Raw genomic sequence first — 20,166 nt, 5'->3', positions numbered from 1 at the left:
GGTGAAGTAGGGGGGCGAACGAACCCGCCCCCGGGGGATTACGGCATCAGCACGGCGCGGCGGGCATCGCCAAGAATGTCGACGCCGTTGAGCACGAACTTCTGGGTGCGCACGTCGATGTCGATCACCGGAATGCCGTTTTCCAGGCGGTTGTAGGTGCGGCAGGACAGCTCCAGCGTGGTGGTGGCCTTGGTATTCATCACCATCGCCGCCTCGCTCAAGGATTTGAGCTTGCCGCCAACGGTGTGGTAGGTGAAATAAGTCTTGCCGTCCTGGTCCTGGCCGGCTTCACGCACGTTGAGCAGGATGTCATCGCCCAGGCGCACGCCCAGGGCCAGCATGATTTCCGGGCCGGCACCCTGCAGGATCAAGGTGGCGGTCAAAGGCTTGCCACTCTTGGCCATTTCTTCGGCAATGAAACGGCCGCCGGTCATGGCTTCCATTTCGAACTCGATCTTCGGCGGCGTGAAGGAGTCCACTGTCGCGGACAACGGCAGGCCTTGAAGGGTGGCCGCAATGGCCTGTCTGACTCGGTTGGTAAACATTAGAGAACGTCCTCCAGGAACTGCTCGATGATTTCATCGCGGGCATTGAGTTGATAAATCATGTGTTCGTTTGGCGCGTAGCGGCCGTAGTCGATGACGATGAACCAGGTGCCGTTCTTGTACTTCTCGACACTGTTCAACTCCGGGTGCAGGTACACGCTGCCGCCGGGGATGGTTTCGTCGGCGACCAGGGTTTGCAGCCAATCGTTGATGCGCTTGACCTCTTGGTCCATGAAGGACTTGGTGAGGTTCTTGGCCATGGCTTTCTGGCCGGCCTTGACCAGCTTGCGGCTGATGGCGTCTTCGAGGCCGACGTAGCTGATGAACTTGCCGGTGATGGAGCGGTTACCCAGCAGCGAGAAACCGCCGAGAATGGTGCGGGCGTAGTAGCTCACGCCATAACGGTTGAGCAGGTCGCCTTCGGTCGAAGTGTCGAGGATGTTGTACTCAACCACGCGGGAAACGTCCTCGGCGAACGTCACCTGATTGCCCGGGCTTTCCCATTGCTTGACCTTGGCCAGCGCCGCGATAGCCAGGGACGATGGCGCGAGGAACACGTTTTTCTTCGCCGCCTTGGAGTACACCGACGGCATGTTGTGCACCAGCAGGCATCGGTCGAAGCCCAGGTCGGCACCGCCCAGTTCGCCGCTGTAGGTCACCTGGTCGGCAACGCTTACGTCTTTGCCGTCCAGCACCACGCGGGCCTTGATGCGCTTGCCGAACGAGGCGAACTCGCCGGCCACAGCCTTGGTACCGGTGAAGCCCGGAGCCCCGATGATGGTCAGGTCTTCCGGCACGCTGGCCAGTGCAGCCAGGCCCAGCTTGCGACCGGTAACCGGCTCGTCACCGCCGATTACATTGTTGAGGGTATCCGCCGGAGTGGCGCCCTCCTCCACGATCACCACATAGACCGGCACCTTGACCACCTTGAGGATCTGGTAGACCGCGTGGAACAGCGTGCCCGACTCGGTACCGGTGGGGTCCAGCAGTGCCTGGGTGGTGAAACTGTTGATACGGAACGGCGCGTTTTTCGGGATCGACGCATGGGCCTTCGGCGCAGTGCCGACCAGGCCAATCACGTTGTCACCCAGGCCACCCATGGCCTCGGGAGATTCAGTGGCATTCACGGTGATGCCGTTGTGCTCGAAGTTCAGAACCTCAGCCATGGTTAGTCAACCTTCTTGGTAGTGGCCTTTTTGGCCGGGGTGGCGTTAAGGACGCTGGTGAGTTCCAGACGGCCAGCGGTGCGCAGGGCGGATGCTTCAACGTCCAGCAACTCCAATTCCTGACCGACGGTGGACCAATGGCCGGCGCCGGTGGGGAATGGGATGAGGACGGTGTAGGTTTGGCGGGTGGGCATAGGTAGGATCTCCAGGCACAAAAAAGCCGCTCAAGGCGGCGGGTGTTCAGATTGATAAAGAAAACGCCCCGTCAGCGCGGAGCGTTTATTCGGTTTGGCCAGCGATCCAGGCCGGTGCTATCGGTCGATGTTCGCTATTCGGAAAGTCGGGGGATTGGGGCCAGTCGCGCAGTGCCTGCATATAGGCCAACAACTCAGCGAATTGCTCGCCGGACAATGCTGTGTCTCCGCCAATTTCCCGCTGGTCTTGGTGACGTTCACGCAACCATATAACCGCCGTCAGCACGCTGCCCCGCCAAGTTCTTTCGGCGTTCTTCAGGGCAACTTGGATATCGTCAGGTGAAGGAACAGGAACAATCCAGACACCCTCCTGCGAGGCAATATGAATGGGAGAAGGGCGATCGCCCTGCATAACCACCCAGCCCTCTGGGCAAACGCCTCCCACCTGCTGAAAACCACTCCCCAACGCTGCATAAACGGTCATGCAATCACCCCCTTCAATCGCCACACAAGAACACGACAAGGCAACGGAGAAACACCAGTCGTTGCCGATAGCAAAAACGGAGCACCAGACAAGGCATTCGGATAGACGAGGCCGTTAACCCCCGTTTGAACAATAATCGAGTTACCCATCTGATTTGCTTGAACACCATGACCGTAACGGTCAGGCCCGCCTATGCCGCTGAAATGATCGCCAAACTCAGGGTTTGCCCACTCTCCGTTGTAGAGAACTTGCGCGGTGCAAAACACGTGATATCCAGGAAAAGGGTTTGCCGCGATGTAGCGACTATTGGTCGCCACGCCTCCCGGACTGGTCTTGTTACCACCTCCCGGATAAATAACAGTGAAGTCAGCCATGTTTGCCAGGTTGGAAACCTCAAGAGCCAGTGCACTAATGTCTATCTGCCCCTGATTGATGGGGGCGTTCCAAGCCTTGATGCACCACATGACTGACAGATTTCGAGGACGTGTTACGCCCAGATACGTGTCCACCGTCGCAACAGGTGACGGGGTGCCCGCCCAAGCAGATTGCAATACATAATTTCCAGCTTGAATCTGATATGAGTCAGCACCGATAGCTTCGCTACCCGAAGCACCTCCAGAGAGCGCCGCCCCAATAACAATTGGTGTCAAGGCGGGACCGCGATCAGAGTCATGAGTAACTGCTGTGCCTTTCTGCCAACTACCAATTGTCCGATTTGAGTCTATGCCCCGCCCATGATCCCAACCTCGTAGGAACTCGCCACGCGAATCAGGCAAGCGGAAGAACCCAACAGGTTCGCCCCCTGTGTTGAACGTAGTGCCTAGATAGACCGCTAGGTCTGGGTAAGTTGCGACGCTTTGTACGCTACCATCCAATTCCAAATAGCCTGGCGGCACCGCAGCTTTGGGGAATGGAATAATCGAACCGACTGGAACAGCAGATTTCAACGCATCGAGTTCACTGACGAGCGCTGCAACATCAATACTTCCCTGATTGATAGGTGCGTTCCAGGCTTTGATACACCACATCACGGCAAGGTTGCGCGGACGCGTCTCCGCGCCAGAGCGAACCTCACCGTTAACACCGTCCGTCATTGACGAACCGGAAGCAGCAGGATTTATGATTCCGCTACCGCTCGCTAGAGCTGAACCACCCGGACCAAACGCGGCATATGCCGTAGCCCCCTTAGGCGGAGCATGAAGGTGGCCCTGCATCTGATCGAGTTGAAAGCCACCGATGGTACGGCCAACATCGACTCCACGCCCATGATCCCACCCACGCAAAAACTCCCCACGCGACTCTGGCAGTCTGAAATTGCCCGCGCCCTCATCACCCTTATTGAAGGCCGTACCCAGAAACTTCGCCAAATCAGGATAGGCCGTGGCACTCTTCACGCTACCGTCAATTTCCAGGAACCCTACCGGGACTTTATCGATTGGAAACGCAACCATAGACCCCACAGGCAACGCTGAAGACTGAGCAATCAGCATCTCAATCTCAGCCTTGGTATACGTTCCCTCAGCCAACTGCCGACCCAGATAATCCATCACCCAAGCCCGAGTAGCCTTCACCACCGTGTCATCAATCAACAACGTCACAATCGCCGCATTACTCGTCTCGAAAATCGAGCGAATATAAAACTCCTTCCCCGACCCCGACGTCGCCAACACCGGCTTATACGACTCCGGGTATTTAACGATGGCATACAAAATCCCGGTATCCGTCCACAACCCGGCTTCGCGCACATACCAGCCACCCACATCCGACGGGATGGTGACTTCGGCCATCAACCAGTTGGCGTTTTTCTCATCCTGGAATAAAGCGTTCAACGGCCCGCGCCAGACTTCGCGTTTCAGCGCTTTTGCGCTGGCATCAGGGTTATAGACGGCGCCATTGCCGTCGCCGACGGAGATCTGCGCCAGTTTGATCGGCACGCCGGCAGCCTTGCAGGCGGTTTCGTAGGCGATCCCCGCGTCGGTGAGCAGGGTGTAATAGTCAGCCATTTAGTGCTCCTGTGGATAAAGGGTGGTGGTTTCGACGGTGTAGAGGCCGGCCGCCATAAAGGTGCGCCCTGAGGCCTCGACCCCTGCCAGCACGTTGGGATAGATCGTGGTGAGTTCGCCGCACAGCGTGGCGGCGCCGATGCTGTGGCGACCGGAGGCGCTCAGGCCCACGGAGATCGACAGGATGTCGCGCTCGCTTTTGGCGTCGGCCAGGCGGCGGTCGAGTCGGGCGTCGATGGTTTCGCTGTAGGGCAATTCGGTCCAGGCGCGTACGGCAAAGCTGTAGGGCACGCCGGGCGGTTTTTGCTCGTACCAGGCGCGCACTTCGGGGCTGAGTTGCAGGCCCTTGGCGGCGTTTTCCAGGGCTTGGCGGGTGCCGGCCTGCCGGGCGGTAGGCCAAGCGAGTTTGACGGTCAGGCGCTTCTCGGCCTCGGGGGCCGTGGTGCTCCATTCGTTCACCGCGCGGTCCGCTGCCAGGTAGGGCAAGAACGCCGCCGGTGTGTGATCCGGGTCCATCAGTTGAGGGAAGGGTGGCGTCACCCGTTCCAGCAAATAGCCGAAGCCCAGGTCCAACGCCTTTTCCAGCGGTGAGCTGTTGGCAGGCAACAGGCTCGCTTTGGGTTCACTCATAGCGTACGCACCTCCACCTCGACGCCCGTGCAGTACGGAGCCTGGAATGCCGAGCTGATGATCGGCTCCAGCGGTTCGAGGATCTGCAGTTGCGCGGCGCCGGCGCTGTGGATGGCGTAGTCGATCCAGCTTGGGTCGACTCGGCCTTCCAGGCGATGGCAGGAGTCGGCGTAGGTTTGCAGCAGTTGCTGAGCAGCCACTTGGGTCAACCCCGAATCAGGACCGGCGTTGATCTTGGCGACCACACGAATTTTATAGCGCTGGATCTGTGCCCCTTGGACGGTGACAAGATCGGTTTCCGGCCTTACATCGGGTCGTGCGAAATGTCGCCGTACGCCGTCAAGCAAATCGGCAGACGCGGTGCCATCACCGTCTCTTGAAAGCACAGTGACCATCACCTCGCCGGCGGCGATGCGTCGGCCGTTGCCGTCCTTGACCTGAGCCGCATAGCCGTCCGGGTCAAAGGTGTAGCTGACGGTGACCACACCCGGCGTGGCGCTTTGCACCTTGACCGACGGCCGCTCGCCCAGGGTGAACACCTCGCGGCGATATTGCATGCGCGAACCCGCAGCCGGGGCGTGTGGGGCCAGGTAGTAACGCAGGCGGGCGTCGTCGTCGCTTTCCAGCACCGGCAGCACCGGCGGGAAGGCGGCCGGGTCACCGGGGTCGAGCACCTGGCGCTCCAGGCCCATGTCGGCCAGGCGTGCATCCAGGTTGCTGCCGGTGGCCCACCACGCCAGCATCTGTTTGATGCGAGCGTTGTACTTGCGCTCGTGGGTTTGCAGGCGCACGCAAAACGCTTCCAGGGCCAGGGTCAGCAGTTCGCTTTCATTGTCGAGGCTGACCCTGAGTTTGGCCGCGCTTTGCGGCGCGCGGATGGCGACGTAGTCGACCACGAAGGCCTTGAACTCGGCCAACAAGGGTTCGAACTCATCGACAGCGATGAGGGTCGGTTCCGCCAGTTGGTTCTGGCCAGGGATCAACATGCTCATGTCACGACCTCGAAGGATTGTTGGCGGTTTTTCCAGGTGCCGGCAAAACGCAGCAACAAACCGGCGCCCTGGCGGGTGGCGACGATGACCTGGGGTTGAAAGTCGGCGATGCCGTTCTGGGCGTTGTAGAACGCCTGCGCGGCGTGGCTTTGGGCGAGGATCAACAGGTCGTCGCCGAGGTTCTGGCCGAGCAGTTGCGGGATCATCGAGCCGTACAGTGGGCGTTTCTGCCGAGTGCCCAGCGGGGTGGTCAGCGCTCGGGTGGCGCGCTGCACGAATTGCAGCCAGTCATCGACGGCTGCCCCGGTGTTCCTATCGATTCCGATCATGGCAAATCCTTATGCGCTGCTGATCACGCGGCCTTGGTGATCCACCACCGGGCCGCTCAAATGCACGCCGGCGGCATCCAGCAACACGCCGGTGGCGCCGAGTTGCAGGGTGATGCTTTGGGTATTCATGGTCAGGCTGGCGGCACCGACCTTGACGTCGACCTGCTCGCGGGAGCCGCTGAACGTGGTCGGGCCGTTAACCCAATTGAACAGGTGGCTGGCGTCGTCGTAGTCGCTTTGGGTGCCGTCCTGGTAGCGACGCCGCGTCAGCGACGCAACGGCGGACACCGACGGAAAGAGACTGCTGTTGAGGCCAAACAACGCCACCGACTGCGCGCCCCCTTCCCCACCGCCGTAATTGAGCAGCAGGCATTGTTCGCCCACTGAAGGAATGCGCGTTTCGGTTTGCGCTCCAGCGCTTGGGTTGAAGAATCGGATCGCCGGGCTGAGCAAATCACCGTGGCTGACCTTGCAGGTATTGCTGGCGGCGTCGACCTCCTGGCACACGCCAATCCGGCAAAAGCTCTCTGCGCGTCGATACAGGTCTTCCAGCTGAGTTTCCATTTCCGCCAGGCGTTCGACGATCGGCCCCAGTTGCATGCGTAGCAGTGCATCGAACATGGGCTACTCCTGCAGCGGGCGATATTGGTCCGGATCGTCGATGTTCGTGACCTCCCACGTGCAGGCAAACAGCGGTTTGCCTGTGGGATCGTCGAGCAGTGACGGGCCGAGGTAGAGGTTTTGGGTAAAGGACACGCTCCAGGTGTCGTAGTCCGTTTCCGCGCCGGTGAGTGCGGAAGGTGCCGCGACAATCGCGGTGGGCAGGTCGCACTGGTCTGGCGGCAGGCCCCAGCGGTTATCCAGGGCCAGGTCCATCATTTGGCTGGCCAGGTCGCACGCGTCAAACGGTGCCGACCCGTTGGCCACCGTGGCCCTGAGTGACACCGACAAGGCATGGGCCTTACGCCCAGCAAGGGAGCGAACGCCAGGGCCGTTGCGCTCCACGCTGATCAAGATGCCGGTTTTATCGCCCGTGTCGGGAAAATCATGGTGATTGCCAACGCGCAGCTGTGGGAACGCGCTTTTCAGTGCGTCCCCAATCGCGATGGGCAATTGGGAAGGTTTTTCAAGAAGCGTCATCTGCTTGCGTCCTTGCAGCGGTTACTGCTGATCCGGGCGAGAGGTCGGGGCCTCGTTGACCCCGATGCGCTTGGCCGCCCAGCGTTCATAAAGGCCGATGGCCACGTCCGCACCGGCCATGGCGGTCAGGCAACCGATGGCCCCGGCGGTCCAGATCGACATGCCGGCGGCGTAGCACAGCATCAATGCCGACACGCCGCAGACCATGCATGCCCCGGAACGCAGCGCCAGGCGCCGTACCAGCGACCAACCACGGGCTCCCTCTTTGTCGGCGCGCCACATCTCGCCAGACACCCCGCCGATCAGGGCCAGTACGATCACCAGCCAGATAGGCATTTCCGCTAACGCTTGCTGCTCGTTTGTCATGTCACGCCTCCTGGCTGAGCACTACCGGCACAGAGCCGGCTCTTGGGTAAATCCATGTGTAGGTAGGCATTCCAAAAAGCCCGGTTGCCCGGGCTTTTCAGTAATGATGTCCTCGGTCTTTCGGCGCTACTGGCGCGGTACGGACCTTTCCTCAATGTTTTTCCGACCACGATCCCTGTCTGCCGGATAACTGCTTCTGGTGCTTTACGCTGCACACCCGGGTCAGTTGCCAACCCTCTGAACCGTTAAGGCCGGTTCATCGCTGCCTGTTCTTGAAGCGGTAACACTAAAGAGCGTCGGCATCCTTGCCGGTGTTGCTTGGCATCCCTGCCATCGCTCAGATGGCGTCCTTGCCGATGTTGCGTGCCTTCCTTGTCTTCCTTGGCAGCATCCTTGCCGCCTCCACCACCTTGTTGGCTGGCTTGAGACGAAGAATATGCATGTATGCATATACAGTCAATGCACAAGTGCATTTATTTTTTGACGTGAATTGCACAAATGCATTTTCAGCCTTGCAGGCCAAGGGTTCGGTGATTTGCCGCAGGCGAAAAAAAGCCCGCTCATGGGCGGGCTTTGTCTTACGCAAGGAGGTTAACGGGCGTACATGCCCCACCAGAACACATGACCGAGGATGCTGATCTGCTCATCCTGGATATCCTGGAAGCTGTAGTCCTCATCCGGGTGTTCGTCGCGATTGAAACTGCGCAGGCGAATCCCGGAAGGCAAGCGATAGAGCTGTTTCACGCGCAATTGACCATTGTGGTTGATGGCATACAAGTCGCCATCAACGATGTCACCAATGCCACTCTTGCCCGCGTTCACCCCGACCGTCGCGCCATCACGCAGTACCGGCAACATACTGTTGCCACGCACCGTCACGCACTTGGCCTGATCGAACTGCACACCGTTATGCCGCAGGCTGCGCTTGCCGAACCGCAGGCTGGCCTTCTCGCTTTCCTCGATGACGAATCTTCCTGATCCAGCAGCCAATTCAACCTCGCGCAGAAAGGGGATCGACACCTCGTCATCATTAACGGGCGTGTCGTCATCCCACAGGCTTATGTCCTTGAGTTCCGAATGCATCGGGTCGCGCCCGTCATCGCGCAGGGCGCCCACCGCCGCGCGCCCGCGCAACTGGTCGGTGCTGACACGAAAGTACTCGGCGATACGGGAGATGTGCTTGTCCGACGGATCAACGATCTTGCCGCTGAGAATCCGGGACAACGTGGATTGAGGCACGCCGGTACGCCGGTGAAGCTCCGTGGGGGAGATCCGGTCGCGGTCCAGCAGTTCTCTTAAGACGATAGAAACGTTGCGTTTTTGCATAACGGGGATAATGGCGGGAGATTTTGGGGTTGGCAAATGCTAATTTGCATAATCTATGCATTTATCAGTATTCCGCTAAAATCCTCACGAAACACTGTCTATACAAACAGTATTCAGCCCACTATTATCCGCCAGACTTGATTCAACTTTTCCAGCCTGCCCGGGATACGACACGGCGCCCGTCAACCGACGCCATTGCATGTCGACAATCCCGAGCCTATATATGAAACTCTATAACAACGTAGCCAGCCATTTCGGAGGTGCTCATGGCTTATTCAGCTCTAGCTGTTGCTAACGCCTTCATTGAACGCGCCAAAGAAGGCAAGCTTTCAGGCTTGACTCCAATGAAGCTTCAAAAGCTGCTGTTTTACACGCAGTCCTGGCATCTGCGTGAAAGGGAGCTACCCCTTATGGATGATCACTTTGCCCGCTGGCAATACGGCCCGGTCATTCCATCGCTCTATCATGAGTTGAAGTCCTACGGCAGCCGCCCTGTGACGTCGCTGCTCAGCAACCTTAAACCCGACGTCGAAGACATCGTCTTCGTGACACCGAGAATTCCTGAAAGCGATACCTACGCCCAGCGTCTGATTGACCGCATTATCAATAAATACGGCAAGTGGTCAGGGACTCAACTGTCCAACCTCTCCCACGAGGAAGGTACCGCCTGGGCACTCAGGGGAGCGGATGGTTCCGCCATTGACTGGAAGGAAATGGCGGAGTTCATTCACCCAAAGAGCCGCAACCGTGAGTGAGGAACTCGACAACCTTGAGCTGACACTGCCCCCCGCATCAGGGCCCGACCAGGACTCCCAACCTGGGGGCGAGCAGGCAGTGGGTGCTGACGATGAAAGAAACCAAAACCTGAAGGATCAGAAGGCCGAAAGGCAGCTGCGCAAGAAGTATGCGGGGCGTGCTTTCTGGTTTGCTGCCTGCGGCGTGATCTTTTGGGCCGTTTTGCTCGTGTGGAATGGTTGGTCAACTTACTATTCCGGCAAAGCTCCGTTTTCCGACAACGTGTTGATCGCTATCACCACCGCAACCTCCATCAACTTGTTTGCCGCTTTTCTCGGGGTTATCCGAGGCTTGTTCCCCGCCAGTGGCCGCAGGGCAAAATAGCGGCGCCTGGAGCCTGCTCCCCACCTCTGGCTTTCGGCCTGCGTTTTACCTACCCGTTTGCGACCTGCGAAGCCCCGACCTCGCGTGTTAACCTTGCGCCCATTGCAAAATCGCAGGGCGGAATGCCCCACATTTGCCCCACTCCTTCAACGAATTTGCCTACGACCCAATGAGTAAAAATACGTCCGATCTGTCCTCCCACACGCCAATTGTGTAGGAGTATTTGTTGGATTTTGGGAGGGAGGCCCGTGGTTACTGGCTATAGCACCCACCCGCATCAAGTTGCATAAATGCATAAAGGGCATTGAATGGCATAGATTGGCGTACGGCTTGCCCCATTTTTGCCCCATTCAACCCAGCAAGGTTCCTTCCGTCCGAAGACGATACCTGGATCCACCATATCCAGGGTCAAGCGCCTCCCAATCCCAATTCATTACAGATACACTGTCATTTCACCTTGCCACTACGTATAAAAATCGGACCTAATTTCGGTAACTCATCGAACCCGATACAAAAATTCAATCAATGCAGTGTCTCTTTTAAGGTACATTTGTGACGTACGAAGTGGAACACGTACTATCTGCCAATGGAGTGGATATCTACCAAGCTTGGCTCGACACCGTGCGAGACACGCGATTCAAAGCAAGAATCACCACCAGAGTGGACCGAGCTTCCCTCGGGCACTTTGGCGATACCGAGCCGGTTGGTGATGGGGTCTTTGAGATGAAGTTGAATTTTGGTCCTGGCTTTCGCATCTACTATGCAGTCGAGGATCGAAAGGTAGTTTTCCTGTTGGGCGGAGGCTCAAAGGACAAACAGCAAAACGACATCGATCAGGCCAAGGCTCTCTGGAACTCTCTTAAGGTGAAAAGAAAATGACAATTCGTACTCGTTCTCATGAAGACAGCGTTCTCGAAATGCTTAGAGACGACGAAGCATTTGCCATCGAGTATCTTTCTGTCGCACTTGAAGAAATTGACGAAGTCGGTGGAGAGGATGCGTTTCTCGTTGCCATCCGCCGCCTAGTAGAAGCTAGAGGTGGAATGGTTAGCCTTTCTCAAAGCACTGGCTTAGCACGAGGCAACCTCTACAGATCCATTGCGGTTGGCGGAGATCCAAAGCTCTCCACCATTCTCAAAGTACTCCAGGCGCTAGGTGTAGGTATGTCGAAGGTCGTATCTCATCGCACAGAAGAAGCTTGCGCCTGATCTTGTAGATACAAAATAAAAAATGCCCCGGTCAAATGCTGGGGCATTTTTTTGTGTGAGCCAAACCTGCATTAAGATCTGAAAGAAAGCTTCGTTTCACACATGCAATGCGAACAGCCTGAGGCAAAAATGCATAAAAAAGGCCGCGGATGAAATCCGCGGCCTTTCTTTTTAGCGCTTACTATCAGGAGTTGTGTGGGTTGGAATCCACGTACTACCTGGCTTACTAGTAGGAGGTAACGGCTTACCATCTGGGACCGCCGCAAAATTATCCTTCAAGCCGCCACGTGGCCCTTGCTCTTGAAAGATACCGCCTTCTTTGCCGGTGGTTTGACCGGGCTTTTTACCTGCTGCCATGGAGATTCTCCTTCTTGGCAATAATGCCTAAAGGACCTACAAACCATCGATAACAACCTCTACGTTGCGCTAAAACGCTAACGCATATAGAATCAATAAGCCTGTAGCTGCTTTTCGGCTATGGTTTCTGAATTGGGAAGGTCTGCAAAATCGTCCCCAGATTCAGCCTGGAAGTCCCGCGTGCGAAAGCACTCGGGACTTTTTTAATGGCGTCAATAAAGCCACCATCAAAATGTCAGTCACTACATCTAGAACCGACAGATGGATAGTAACCATCTCTTATAAGAGAAATCAACACCTATTTTAACTAATCTTATGCACACCTCCTGTGCATAAAGCTGTGGATAAGATAACCATACAAAAAATATGCAAATGCGCCATAGGCCGTAAATAAGGGCCTAAGAAAAAAATAGTACGTTTTTTGATCTTTTTCATGACATCCAAGACTTATACACAAAATCCTGGGCCTAATGATCGGGGAAGAAAGTGAGCACCACTATATGTAGTGGTAAGCCATGCGCTGAAACCAGGTGTGCCTTAGCCGATGCTATCGGCATTCTACTAGCCACAGTTGATCAAGTTTCGTCGTATAGCTCTGACTCATCATTGCACGCCGCATCCCCCAGTCAGGATGCACAGGCACGCTGGCCGAACGCAGAGTCCCCCTGCCCCATCGTTCGTTGATCTGATCCAGCACCGTCATCACCCGGGTCGCCTCTGTCGGCTGTGACGTAGCAAACAGATCATCGGTGTACTCCCCATGCTGGCAAAGGTTGAGCAACATTACCTCAGCCTTGCTGTACTTAAAGCCTGTTCGAAATATCCGATCAAGTGCCCCCACTGCTGCCTGCGTTAGCAGCCGAACGTCATCAGTGGGATACGGCATATCCACCACCACCCCATTGGCATACTTCGCCTCCTCCGGGTTGAACATCCCGGTGCGGATGCACACGCGCACCTTCTTGCACAGCGAGTTCTGAGCGCGGAGCTTCTCAGAGGCACGCATCATGTAGGTGGCCACCGCCTCCTTGATGGGCGGCAGCTCCGTCAGCCTCTTGCCGAACATACGACTGCAGCAGATCTCCTGCTTTGGAGGATCCGGCTCATCCAGCTCCAGGCAAGGTGTGCCGCCCAACTCCCTGGCCGTCTTCTCAATCACAACGCTGAACTTCTTACGGAGCGTGCACGGATCGGCCTTTGCCAGGTCCATAGCCGACTTGATCCCCATGGCATCAAGATGGAGTTTCATCTTGCGACCGACACCCCACACTTCCGCAACGTCCGTATTGCGTAGCACCCAGTCACGCTTGACCGGATCGGTGATGTTGACCACCCCACCGGTTTGGGACTGCAGGCGCTTTGCGGTGTGGTTTGCCAGCTTCGCCAGGGTCTTTGTGTGAGCGATACCAACACCGACAGGGATACCAGTGCAGCGAAGCACTTGGGCGCGGATCTGCCGGCCTAAGGCATCCAGCCCACCGATGCCAGTCAGATCGGCGAACGCCTCATCGATGCTGTACACCTCAACTGCCGGTACCATCGCCTCGATCAGGCTCATCACACGCTCGCTCATGTCGCCGTACAGCGCATAGTTGGAAGAGAACGGGACAATGCCGTGCTGCTTGAGCTTGTGCTTGATCTGGAAATACGGCTCGCCCATCTTGATAAAGGGCTTGGCGTCGTAACTACGGGCGATGACACAACCATCATTGTTGCTCAGCACCACGATGGGCACCTTCGCCAGGTCGGGCCGGAATACCCGTTCGCAACTGGCATAGAAGCTGTTGCAGTCGATCAGTGCGAAGGTTGGCTGCTGCTTAGACATGACTGCGCACGGTGCTGGTAATCACGCCCCAGATAGATAGCTCGTCGCCTTCGAGAACGTAGCGTGCCGGGAACTTGGGGTTTTCGGAAAGGAGGACCACCTCCCGGCCACGCTTGCATAGGCGCTTGCATACGGGCTCATTGTTCAGCAGTGCCACCACCACATGCCCGTGGATCGGCTCGATGGCACGGTCCACTACGGCCAGGTCACCATCGAAGATCCCGACGCCCTGCATGCTCTCACCGGTGATTGCTACCAGGTACACGTGGGGCGCACGGATATTCAGGACCTCATCCAAGGAGATGTGCTGCTCAATGTGATCCGCTGCCGGCGATGGAAATCCAGCCGGGACCTGAAACGAACACAACGGCAACTTCGCGCCGACCTCAGCGATGGGACCTAGAATGGTGAAGCTCATGATGCGCCCTTTTACATTTACTGTATGAATGTACAGTTAACGTTGTAGGACGCTTGCGGTCAATTTTTCTGTAGGGGATTTCGACAAGCGGAGAGGTGCGTATGTGTGGGCGATTCGTGCAGTACGAAGGGATGGCGATCTTCATTGAAGAGCTGAGCCCACAGATAGACCTGTTCAGCGGGTATGACGCTCAGCCTATTGATCGCTACAACGTCGCACCGTCAACGCGGGTGCAGGTTCTACACACAGATGAGGATGGGCTGCATATCGATGCAGTCAAATGGGGATGGGCGCCGTTCTGGGCGAAGGGTAAGCGCCCGGATCCGATTAACGCTCGGGTCGAGACGGTCACCACGGGGAAGTTCTTTAAACAGCTCTGGCCGAGTGGTCGAGCCCTGGTGCCGAGTGAAGGGTGGTATGAGTGGGTCAAAGACCCTGACGATCCGAAGAGAAAGCAGCCCTACTTCATTCGCCTGAAGAGTCAGAAGCCTATGTTCTTTGGCGCGCTCGCCCAAGTTCACCCTCGCCTGGATCCCCACATGGACGATGGGTTTGTGATCATCACCGCCGCCAGTGATCAGGGCATGGTGGATATCCATGACCGAAAGCCACTCGTGCTATCACCGGCCTGCGCCAACAAATGGCTTGATCCAAACCTTAGCCCCGAGCGGGCTGAAGAAATAGCGCGCGAATGCTGCCAACCAACTGGTGATTTTGAGTGGTACCCCGTAGGCAAAGAGGTGGGTAACGTTAGAAATCAGGGGCCCGCCTTGATTCTCCCACTGGATAAACATTAGGCAGACCCTCGTTATCAGCAGCACAAGCAGCATTAGAAATTTTAGCCGCTAAAATTGCTCTATCATTGTCCATGGACAAGTTAAGCTAAACCTTGCAGCAAACTCAACGCTGCCTGAACAATTCCTTCACTCCTTCACTCCTTCATTCCTTCATTCCTTCATTTCGCTAATTCGTTAATTCGCTAATTCGTTAATTCGCTACTTTGTGACGTTGTGACGTTGTGACGTTGTGACGTTGTGACGTTGTGACGTTATGATTTTGTGACTTTATGATTTTGCACACTTATGCACTTTGCACCTTCGCACTTTTGTACCTTGGTACCGCCATCCCACTCAAGTGAGCGTACGTAAAAACGTAAATGCGCAAATACGTAACAACGCAAATGCGTAGGTACGTGGATACGCTAATACGTATTTACGTAGACACGGTCACCTCACGCAAAAGCACTCACACCCAGTAAAATCAGGCATCATAGTGCTCACCACGACCAAACCACTCAGGGTTTCTCCACTTAACACTCCACCGGCCAGCAAGAACTAAAACTTACGAAGGCAAAAATAAAAAAGCTACGCAGTATTGACTTAAAAGCCGCCTCCGACTTAGTCTAAAAAGCACTTGCCGAATGGCAATAAACTCTCGACCAAGATTAAAGCAATGCAATATTTGTGGCGCACTTCTGTGCCTAACAAATGCAAAAGCACGACTAGCTTGATCGAGAGCCCGACGCTCCTAGACGCTAAACTTTGACATTAAAAATCAGCCCCAATGGAGGCTGACGCCACCACAGAGATCATTTTATGAAGCGGATCGCATTAGTTATCGCCGTTGCAAACGCTCTAGTTGCCCTACGCAAAGTCTGGGAGCTATTTAAGCCATGAAACCCATGTAGTCCAAGTAAAGGACTCCCCCTTCTGAGACGCTAAAACAGAGAGCCCAAGGCATCTGGCTGCCAGTTCATGATCACCAACTCGCCGCTCACCTCAGCCTTCCCCTGTCGCTGGTTGGCTGTGGTGTAGCGGATGCCCAACGTCTCAAAATGGAAGCCATCAAACACCCGCCGGATATCGGGATGATCGTTGATACTGACCATCACCTTGCCTTTACACCGTCGCATGAAGTCGGCCATGCGCTCGTAGTTTTCAAAGGGGAAATCCACGCCATAACCGGCCGTCTGCCAGTAAGGCGGATCCATGTAGTGGAAGGTATGGGGACGGTCGTAGCGCTCAGCGCAGTCCAGCCAGGGCAGGTTCTCAACGTAGGTGCCGGACAGACGCTGCCATGCTGCAGAGAGGTTCTCCTCAATCCGCAGCAGGTTGATGGCCGGGCCGGTGGTGGCGGTACCGAACGTTTGCCCGGTCACCTTGCCGGCGAAGGCATGATGCTGCAGATAGAAAAATCGCGCGGCGCGCTGGATGTCGGTGAGGGTTTCGGGGCGGGTCATCTTCTGCCACTCGAACACCTGGCGCGAGCTGAGCGCCCACTTGAACTGGCGCACAAATTCTTCCAGGTGGTTCTGCACCACGCGGTACAGCGTCACCAGGTCGCCGTTAATGTCGTTGAGGACTTCAACGGGCGCGGCCTGGGGCCGCATGAAATAGAGCGCGGCGCCTCCGGCAAAGACTTCAACGTAGCATTCGTGGGGTGGAAAGAGCGGGATAAGGCGGTCGGCCAGGCGGCGTTTGCCGCCCATCCAAGGGATGATGGGTGTAGACATATAAAAGCAAGACCTTTGCTGTATGAATAAACAGTGCTAGGCTCGCTCCGCTTTGTGCACGAAGCAGGAGCCTTGGCTGGACTTGCAGGGACGATCTGCGGGGAAGGTGGCAGGGTAGGATGTTGACGCATCCTGCCCGGCCGCTCCTTTTACTTCGGTGTAGAGACTTCTTTTGCGTAGGCCTGACAGGCCCGTAGGGCGATCAATCCTTGATCGCCGCCATCGGTGATGCCGATAATTCGTTGAGCATGCGCTCGGTCAAGTTGGGCTCGACGGGTTGCATGAACCACGCCGACGGCGCCGGGAGTGGTAGGCACGTCGCAGCCACTGGCTGAATCCGTGGCGTCGAGAAGGACTGACAGCCGCACATCAGCAGTAGCAAGGCGGTCACGCAGTAGAGCCTGGTTGCGCTGGGCATCGGATAATTCCTTGATGTGTTGTTGGTCGGAGGCGGCCAGCTGCTGCTCGGTGGCCAGCCGCTTGTCTTGCTCGGCACGGGCCTGGGCTGCTGCGGTATTGCTGATCGCGGCCAGGTCCGCCTCGAACTGGGCGCCCTGCTCTGCCAGAACCTTCCGGAGGCGCCAATCCTGCACCTGCCACGCAATGCCGAAACTCACGGCCATGGCCGCCATGATCAGCAGCACCAGGCCGGCCAGCTTCTGCACGGGCGTCATGCCAGCACCCGCAATGCCGTCTGATACAGCGCCAGGCGATCAGCTGCGCCATTCGGGATCTTGCGCTTGCTGCCCGTGTTGATGAGGCTCCCGATGTTCTGGATGTCGCCGGCGTCGGCCAGCGTGTTCAGCCCGTTCACGGACCAGTACCAGGCCCCCGACAGCGCTGCATATTGCGGCTGCTCCAGCAGCTCGGGGTGATTAATCAGGTCGACGCCCAGGGCTTCACCGCACGCACGATAGTTGTCCTTGCCAGTAATCTGGATCAAGCCGCGCCCTCGGTAGATATAGCCCTCGCCCGACGCCTCAGCGCCATTGCCCATACGGCCGCCATAGACGGCATTCCCCATACGTGCCGAACTGCCCGCCAGCTCTGCGGCACGCGGCACCAGGGATCGCCAGCGGGAACCCGGGCTCGCGGCATTACCCAAGGCTATGATTCGGTCCGCTCTGTAGTTCAAGCTCTCGACCAGGCGCGTCAAATGGCCGGATTCATGCCCGACTTGGGCGATGAAGGCCGCGATTCGCTTGTGCGTGACGATGCCGTACTTGCTCATCGCAGTATTCAAGACACCGACAAAAAGCCCGGCTTGACGGCCAGCGTTCGGGAGGATCAACAGTAACTGCTGCAGGGTGATAGACATGTTTTCTCCAGGCAAAAAAAGCCGCCAAACGGCGGCGGTCTCTGGTTGAACGGGGGGTTCAGTGAGTCACGTCAAAGCTGTAGAACCTTGACCTCCTTGGTTTTTTTCGCCTTTTTACCCTTGGCCTTGGCCTTGCCCTTTTTGCCGCCATTGCACTCGACGGTGGTCGACCAGCCTGCCTGGGTGAATACCTGCTCAACTGAGTCGACCAGGTACTCGCCATCGATGCCGACCTTGAAGCCCGTGGCGTTTACCGACCGCTCGGCAAACAGATCGGTACGCCCAGGCATTTCAAGACGAACGCCTGCAGAAGATCGATTGAAGGCGGTCAGGCGGGCCTTAGCGGCCTGGGCCGCAGCGGTCTTGTTGGGGTAGATATGACGGTCTGTGTGCACCGCCGGCAGCCCGTCGGGCGCATCCGTGTTGTCCAGGCTGATCAGCTTCAGCTCACCGCTTTTCTTGTCCTGGTGCTTGGTGGCCACCGCCTTGTGCGTGTTGCGATCGCCTAAGCGGAACTGCCACCGACTGACATCGGCGGGTGTGATGGTGACGGCGCCGAAGGCCTTACCGCTCGCACTGGTGCCGCCGTCGCGTGTCATGACAATCAACTTCCCATCGGCCACCTTCGCCGTGCAGTCGTGCTGCTTGGCAATGCGGGTGATGAAGTTGAAATCAGACTCGCTGAGCTGGTCAGCCCGGGGCACGTTCGTGGAGACGTTGCACACCGGCGTCCAGCCGTTGCGTGCAGCCACGTCGGCAACGATCTTGGACAGTGGCACATCTTCCCAGCTACCGCTGCGTACCGTCTTCCCGGTACCGCGCATGTCACCGGCCTTGCCGCGCACAACGATGGTGTTAGGCGGGCCGGATATCTCGACCTCATCCACCATGTAACGGCCCAGGCGCACCATGGACGCCTCGGCATAACCCAGGTAAATCTCAATGCCGGCGCCGCGCTTGGGCAGTGCCACGGCGCTGTCGCGGTCATCAATGCGCAGCTCGAAGTCGTCAGACTCCATTCCGGGCTTGTCAGTGGTTTTCAGCAATAACAGACGGTCATTGATCAGCGCAGTAATGTCTTTACCGTCTGCAACGACGCGAAAGCGAGGGGTCATGGTTCACCCAGTTACCCCGCCAACGCGGGGGAATGTTGGCGGCCGTTACGCATAACGGAAGAAAAGGATAGCCAGGCCTGGCTAGTCCCAAAGCATCACAAGTTCTTCAGTGGGTGCCGGCATGTCCGGCAGGACAATCACCACACCAGCTCGGTACGGCTGAACCTCATCGGCCAGCCCCTGATTGGCATCGAGCACGGACTCCACCGTGCCGCTCAGATGGCCGTAGTAGTTGTGACAGATGGTGTCCAACAGATCACCGTCAGACGTTCTGCATGTCGTCGCCATAGCGTACAAACTCCAGGGTAAAGCCTTGCTTACGCGGGATGCCGCCGCCCAGCAGCGCGCTTTGTTCTTCCTCGACACTGGTCATGCACCAGGTGCCCAACACGTCGCCGTAGCCGGTGGTCAGCGTCATGGGCTGCAACTTGCCCCCCAGGGTTCGCAGGGTGTCCAGTTGCTTGATGCCACCCCTGAAGCCCGGGAAGATGGCGCCCTTCAACGTCAGCTTTTCGTCACCCATACCGATAGCTTGCTGGGCTGGTCGACGCGTCAGGCGCTCCTGAGAGGCCCAGCGGAAAGCTGTCGAGCGCCGCAATTCATCGAAGGCCGCCGTGTCCAGGTTGAAGAAGTACGGCTGCTGTTTCGGATCACGCGGCTGCATGATCATCAGGTGCGGGAAGGGTTTCACCGCCTCCGGCGCCGGTGTGGCATCAGCAGCAAAGGCCCCAGTCGGGAGAATGCCCGACAGCGAGGGGCTGACCTTGCCGGCGATGTTGTTGATCGCCGTCGCCGCCCGCCCCGCCTGTTCCTTCAGCGCACCCAAGCGCTCATCAATCTGAGACGCCGCCCGGGTGGCTGCGCTGTACACCGAGACCACCTGGCCAACCTTCGCCTGGGCCGCCGTCACCCCACGCATAACGCGCTGAAGCTTTTCGCCAACGGCCGGTCCCACAAACGGAATGCCTTCCAACTCCGAGGCCGCGCCGCTGAGTTCACTGATCGCCCCGTCTACCGGCGCGATCATCCCATCCAGGCTACGGCGACCAGTCTCACCCGCCGCCGCCAGGGACTTCACGCTTGATTGCAGCTGCTCCATATAGCCCATATATCCCCCAG

The 20,166-nt window shown here is 57.5% G+C and carries 26 protein-coding genes; 5 read left to right on the top strand and 21 right to left on the bottom strand.

The window, feature by feature from the left end; all coding sequences use genetic code 11:
• Nucleotides 1-38: 38 nt before the first annotated feature.
• From QCBJ_RS23510 to QCBJ_RS23455, 12 genes are all read right to left on the bottom strand, one after another.
• The gene (locus QCBJ_RS23510) at nucleotides 39-545 is read right to left on the bottom strand and encodes a phage major tail tube protein (RefSeq protein ID WP_012722511.1); all 507 of its coding nucleotides are present in this window, start codon (nucleotides 543-545) and stop codon (nucleotides 39-41) included.
• A complete protein-coding gene (locus tag QCBJ_RS23505; RefSeq protein WP_078047138.1) occupies nucleotides 545-1,711 on the bottom strand; it encodes a phage tail protein in 1,167 nt (388 codons plus the stop codon). The genes QCBJ_RS23510 and QCBJ_RS23505 overlap by 1 nt, the downstream gene beginning before the upstream one ends.
• A 2-nt stretch (nucleotides 1,712-1,713) precedes the next feature.
• Nucleotides 1,714-1,905 carry a hypothetical protein gene (locus QCBJ_RS23500; protein WP_043204866.1) on the bottom strand — a complete coding sequence of 64 codons (192 nt, stop codon included), beginning with the start codon at nucleotides 1,903-1,905 and terminating at the stop codon, nucleotides 1,714-1,716.
• An 85-nt stretch (nucleotides 1,906-1,990) separates the two neighbouring features.
• Entirely contained in the window at nucleotides 1,991-2,389 is a 399-nt protein-coding gene (locus QCBJ_RS23495) for a phage tail assembly chaperone (protein WP_256581559.1), read from the bottom strand.
• On the bottom strand, nucleotides 2,386-4,392 hold the full coding sequence (locus QCBJ_RS23490; RefSeq protein ID WP_102061723.1) for a phage tail protein: 2,007 nt from the start codon (nucleotides 4,390-4,392) through the stop codon (nucleotides 2,386-2,388). The genes QCBJ_RS23495 and QCBJ_RS23490 overlap by 4 nt, the downstream gene beginning before the upstream one ends.
• Nucleotides 4,393-5,022 (bottom strand): phage tail protein I, encoded by a 630-nt coding sequence (locus tag QCBJ_RS23485; RefSeq protein WP_102061722.1) that lies wholly within the window; start codon nucleotides 5,020-5,022, stop codon nucleotides 4,393-4,395.
• The gene (locus QCBJ_RS23480; protein WP_102061721.1) at nucleotides 5,019-6,014 is read right to left on the bottom strand and encodes a baseplate J/gp47 family protein; all 996 of its coding nucleotides are present in this window, start codon (nucleotides 6,012-6,014) and stop codon (nucleotides 5,019-5,021) included. The genes QCBJ_RS23485 and QCBJ_RS23480 overlap by 4 nt, the downstream gene beginning before the upstream one ends.
• Complete coding sequence (locus QCBJ_RS23475; protein WP_046034446.1) at nucleotides 6,011-6,343, bottom strand: phage baseplate protein; 333 nt, start codon at nucleotides 6,341-6,343, stop codon at nucleotides 6,011-6,013. Before QCBJ_RS23475 ends, QCBJ_RS23480 begins: the two co-directional genes overlap by 4 nt.
• A gap of 9 nt (nucleotides 6,344-6,352) precedes the next feature.
• Nucleotides 6,353-6,964, bottom strand: a complete 612-nt coding sequence (locus QCBJ_RS23470) for a phage baseplate assembly protein V (RefSeq protein WP_043204862.1) — start codon at nucleotides 6,962-6,964, stop codon at nucleotides 6,353-6,355.
• A gap of 3 nt (nucleotides 6,965-6,967) precedes the next feature.
• Complete coding sequence (locus QCBJ_RS23465; RefSeq protein ID WP_102061720.1) at nucleotides 6,968-7,483, bottom strand: hypothetical protein; 516 nt, start codon at nucleotides 7,481-7,483, stop codon at nucleotides 6,968-6,970.
• A gap of 21 nt (nucleotides 7,484-7,504) precedes the next feature.
• Complete coding sequence (locus tag QCBJ_RS23460) at nucleotides 7,505-7,849, bottom strand: phage holin family protein (RefSeq protein ID WP_012722501.1); 345 nt, start codon at nucleotides 7,847-7,849, stop codon at nucleotides 7,505-7,507.
• Nucleotides 7,850-8,440: 591 nt separating this feature from the next.
• Nucleotides 8,441-9,175: an XRE family transcriptional regulator gene (locus QCBJ_RS23455; RefSeq protein WP_005785382.1), complete on the bottom strand. Its 735-nt coding sequence runs from the start codon at nucleotides 9,173-9,175 to the stop codon at nucleotides 8,441-8,443.
• Nucleotides 9,176-9,441: 266 nt separating this feature from the next.
• Between QCBJ_RS23455 and QCBJ_RS23450 the strand changes: the two genes are divergently transcribed.
• The 4 genes from QCBJ_RS23450 (at nucleotide 9,442) to QCBJ_RS23435 (ending at nucleotide 11,502) form a co-directional block, all read left to right on the top strand.
• The gene (locus tag QCBJ_RS23450) at nucleotides 9,442-9,930 is read left to right on the top strand and encodes a Panacea domain-containing protein (RefSeq protein WP_043204860.1); all 489 of its coding nucleotides are present in this window, start codon (nucleotides 9,442-9,444) and stop codon (nucleotides 9,928-9,930) included.
• Nucleotides 9,923-10,294, top strand: coding sequence for a hypothetical protein (locus QCBJ_RS23445; RefSeq protein WP_046034443.1), 372 nt, complete (start codon nucleotides 9,923-9,925; stop codon nucleotides 10,292-10,294). Before QCBJ_RS23450 ends, QCBJ_RS23445 begins: the two co-directional genes overlap by 8 nt.
• Nucleotides 10,295-10,846: 552 nt before the next feature.
• Nucleotides 10,847-11,173, top strand: coding sequence for a type II toxin-antitoxin system RelE/ParE family toxin (locus tag QCBJ_RS23440; RefSeq protein WP_102061719.1), 327 nt, complete (start codon nucleotides 10,847-10,849; stop codon nucleotides 11,171-11,173).
• Nucleotides 11,170-11,502, top strand: a complete 333-nt coding sequence (locus tag QCBJ_RS23435) for a DNA-binding protein (RefSeq protein ID WP_102061718.1) — start codon at nucleotides 11,170-11,172, stop codon at nucleotides 11,500-11,502. Before QCBJ_RS23440 ends, QCBJ_RS23435 begins: the two co-directional genes overlap by 4 nt.
• Before the next feature lie 171 nt (nucleotides 11,503-11,673).
• Here the strand turns inward: QCBJ_RS23435 and QCBJ_RS23430 are convergent, their stop codons facing one another.
• From QCBJ_RS23430 to QCBJ_RS23420, 3 genes are all read right to left on the bottom strand, one after another.
• Nucleotides 11,674-11,859 (bottom strand): hypothetical protein, encoded by a 186-nt coding sequence (locus QCBJ_RS23430; RefSeq protein WP_102061717.1) that lies wholly within the window; start codon nucleotides 11,857-11,859, stop codon nucleotides 11,674-11,676.
• A 547-nt stretch (nucleotides 11,860-12,406) separates the two neighbouring features.
• Nucleotides 12,407-13,684 (bottom strand): translesion error-prone DNA polymerase V subunit UmuC, encoded by a 1,278-nt coding sequence (gene umuC, locus QCBJ_RS23425; protein ID WP_102061716.1) that lies wholly within the window; start codon nucleotides 13,682-13,684, stop codon nucleotides 12,407-12,409.
• Nucleotides 13,677-14,102, bottom strand: coding sequence for a LexA family transcriptional regulator (locus tag QCBJ_RS23420; RefSeq protein WP_044286813.1), 426 nt, complete (start codon nucleotides 14,100-14,102; stop codon nucleotides 13,677-13,679). Before QCBJ_RS23420 ends, umuC begins: the two co-directional genes overlap by 8 nt.
• Before the next feature lie 101 nt (nucleotides 14,103-14,203).
• On the opposite strand from QCBJ_RS23420, the gene QCBJ_RS23415 reads away from it, so the two are divergent.
• Nucleotides 14,204-14,899, top strand: a complete 696-nt coding sequence (locus tag QCBJ_RS23415; protein WP_102061715.1) for an SOS response-associated peptidase family protein — start codon at nucleotides 14,204-14,206, stop codon at nucleotides 14,897-14,899.
• Between the two features lie 920 nt (nucleotides 14,900-15,819).
• Here the strand turns inward: QCBJ_RS23415 and QCBJ_RS23410 are convergent.
• The 6 genes from QCBJ_RS23410 to QCBJ_RS23385 all read right to left on the bottom strand — a co-directional run bounded on the left by QCBJ_RS23410 (nucleotide 15,820) and on the right by QCBJ_RS23385 (nucleotide 20,155).
• Nucleotides 15,820-16,614, bottom strand: coding sequence for a DNA adenine methylase (locus QCBJ_RS23410; protein WP_102061714.1), 795 nt, complete (start codon nucleotides 16,612-16,614; stop codon nucleotides 15,820-15,822).
• A 149-nt stretch (nucleotides 16,615-16,763) separates the two neighbouring features.
• The gene (locus tag QCBJ_RS23405) at nucleotides 16,764-17,288 is read right to left on the bottom strand and encodes a lysis system i-spanin subunit Rz (protein ID WP_102061713.1); all 525 of its coding nucleotides are present in this window, start codon (nucleotides 17,286-17,288) and stop codon (nucleotides 16,764-16,766) included.
• A complete protein-coding gene (locus tag QCBJ_RS23400; RefSeq protein WP_102061712.1) occupies nucleotides 17,285-17,932 on the bottom strand; it encodes a glycoside hydrolase family 19 protein in 648 nt (215 codons plus the stop codon). Before QCBJ_RS23400 ends, QCBJ_RS23405 begins: the two co-directional genes overlap by 4 nt.
• A gap of 71 nt (nucleotides 17,933-18,003) precedes the next feature.
• Nucleotides 18,004-19,047 carry a phage late control D family protein gene (locus QCBJ_RS23395; protein ID WP_102061711.1) on the bottom strand — a complete coding sequence of 348 codons (1,044 nt, stop codon included), beginning with the start codon at nucleotides 19,045-19,047 and terminating at the stop codon, nucleotides 18,004-18,006.
• Nucleotides 19,048-19,128: 81 nt separating this feature from the next.
• The gene (locus QCBJ_RS23390) at nucleotides 19,129-19,335 is read right to left on the bottom strand and encodes a tail protein X (RefSeq protein ID WP_102061710.1); all 207 of its coding nucleotides are present in this window, start codon (nucleotides 19,333-19,335) and stop codon (nucleotides 19,129-19,131) included.
• Nucleotides 19,310-20,155: a phage tail protein gene (locus QCBJ_RS23385; RefSeq protein WP_102061709.1), complete on the bottom strand. Its 846-nt coding sequence runs from the start codon at nucleotides 20,153-20,155 to the stop codon at nucleotides 19,310-19,312. The genes QCBJ_RS23390 and QCBJ_RS23385 overlap by 26 nt, the downstream gene beginning before the upstream one ends.
• Nucleotides 20,156-20,166: the final 11 nt, after the last annotated feature.

The sequence above is a fragment of the Pseudomonas sp. QC2 genome (genome assembly GCF_002859085.1).
Taxonomy (GTDB): Bacteria; Pseudomonadota; Gammaproteobacteria; order Pseudomonadales; family Pseudomonadaceae; genus Aquipseudomonas; species Aquipseudomonas petroselini.
The sequence above is the reverse complement of the archived record's forward strand: the minus strand, read 5'-3'. Positions and strand labels throughout refer to the sequence as shown.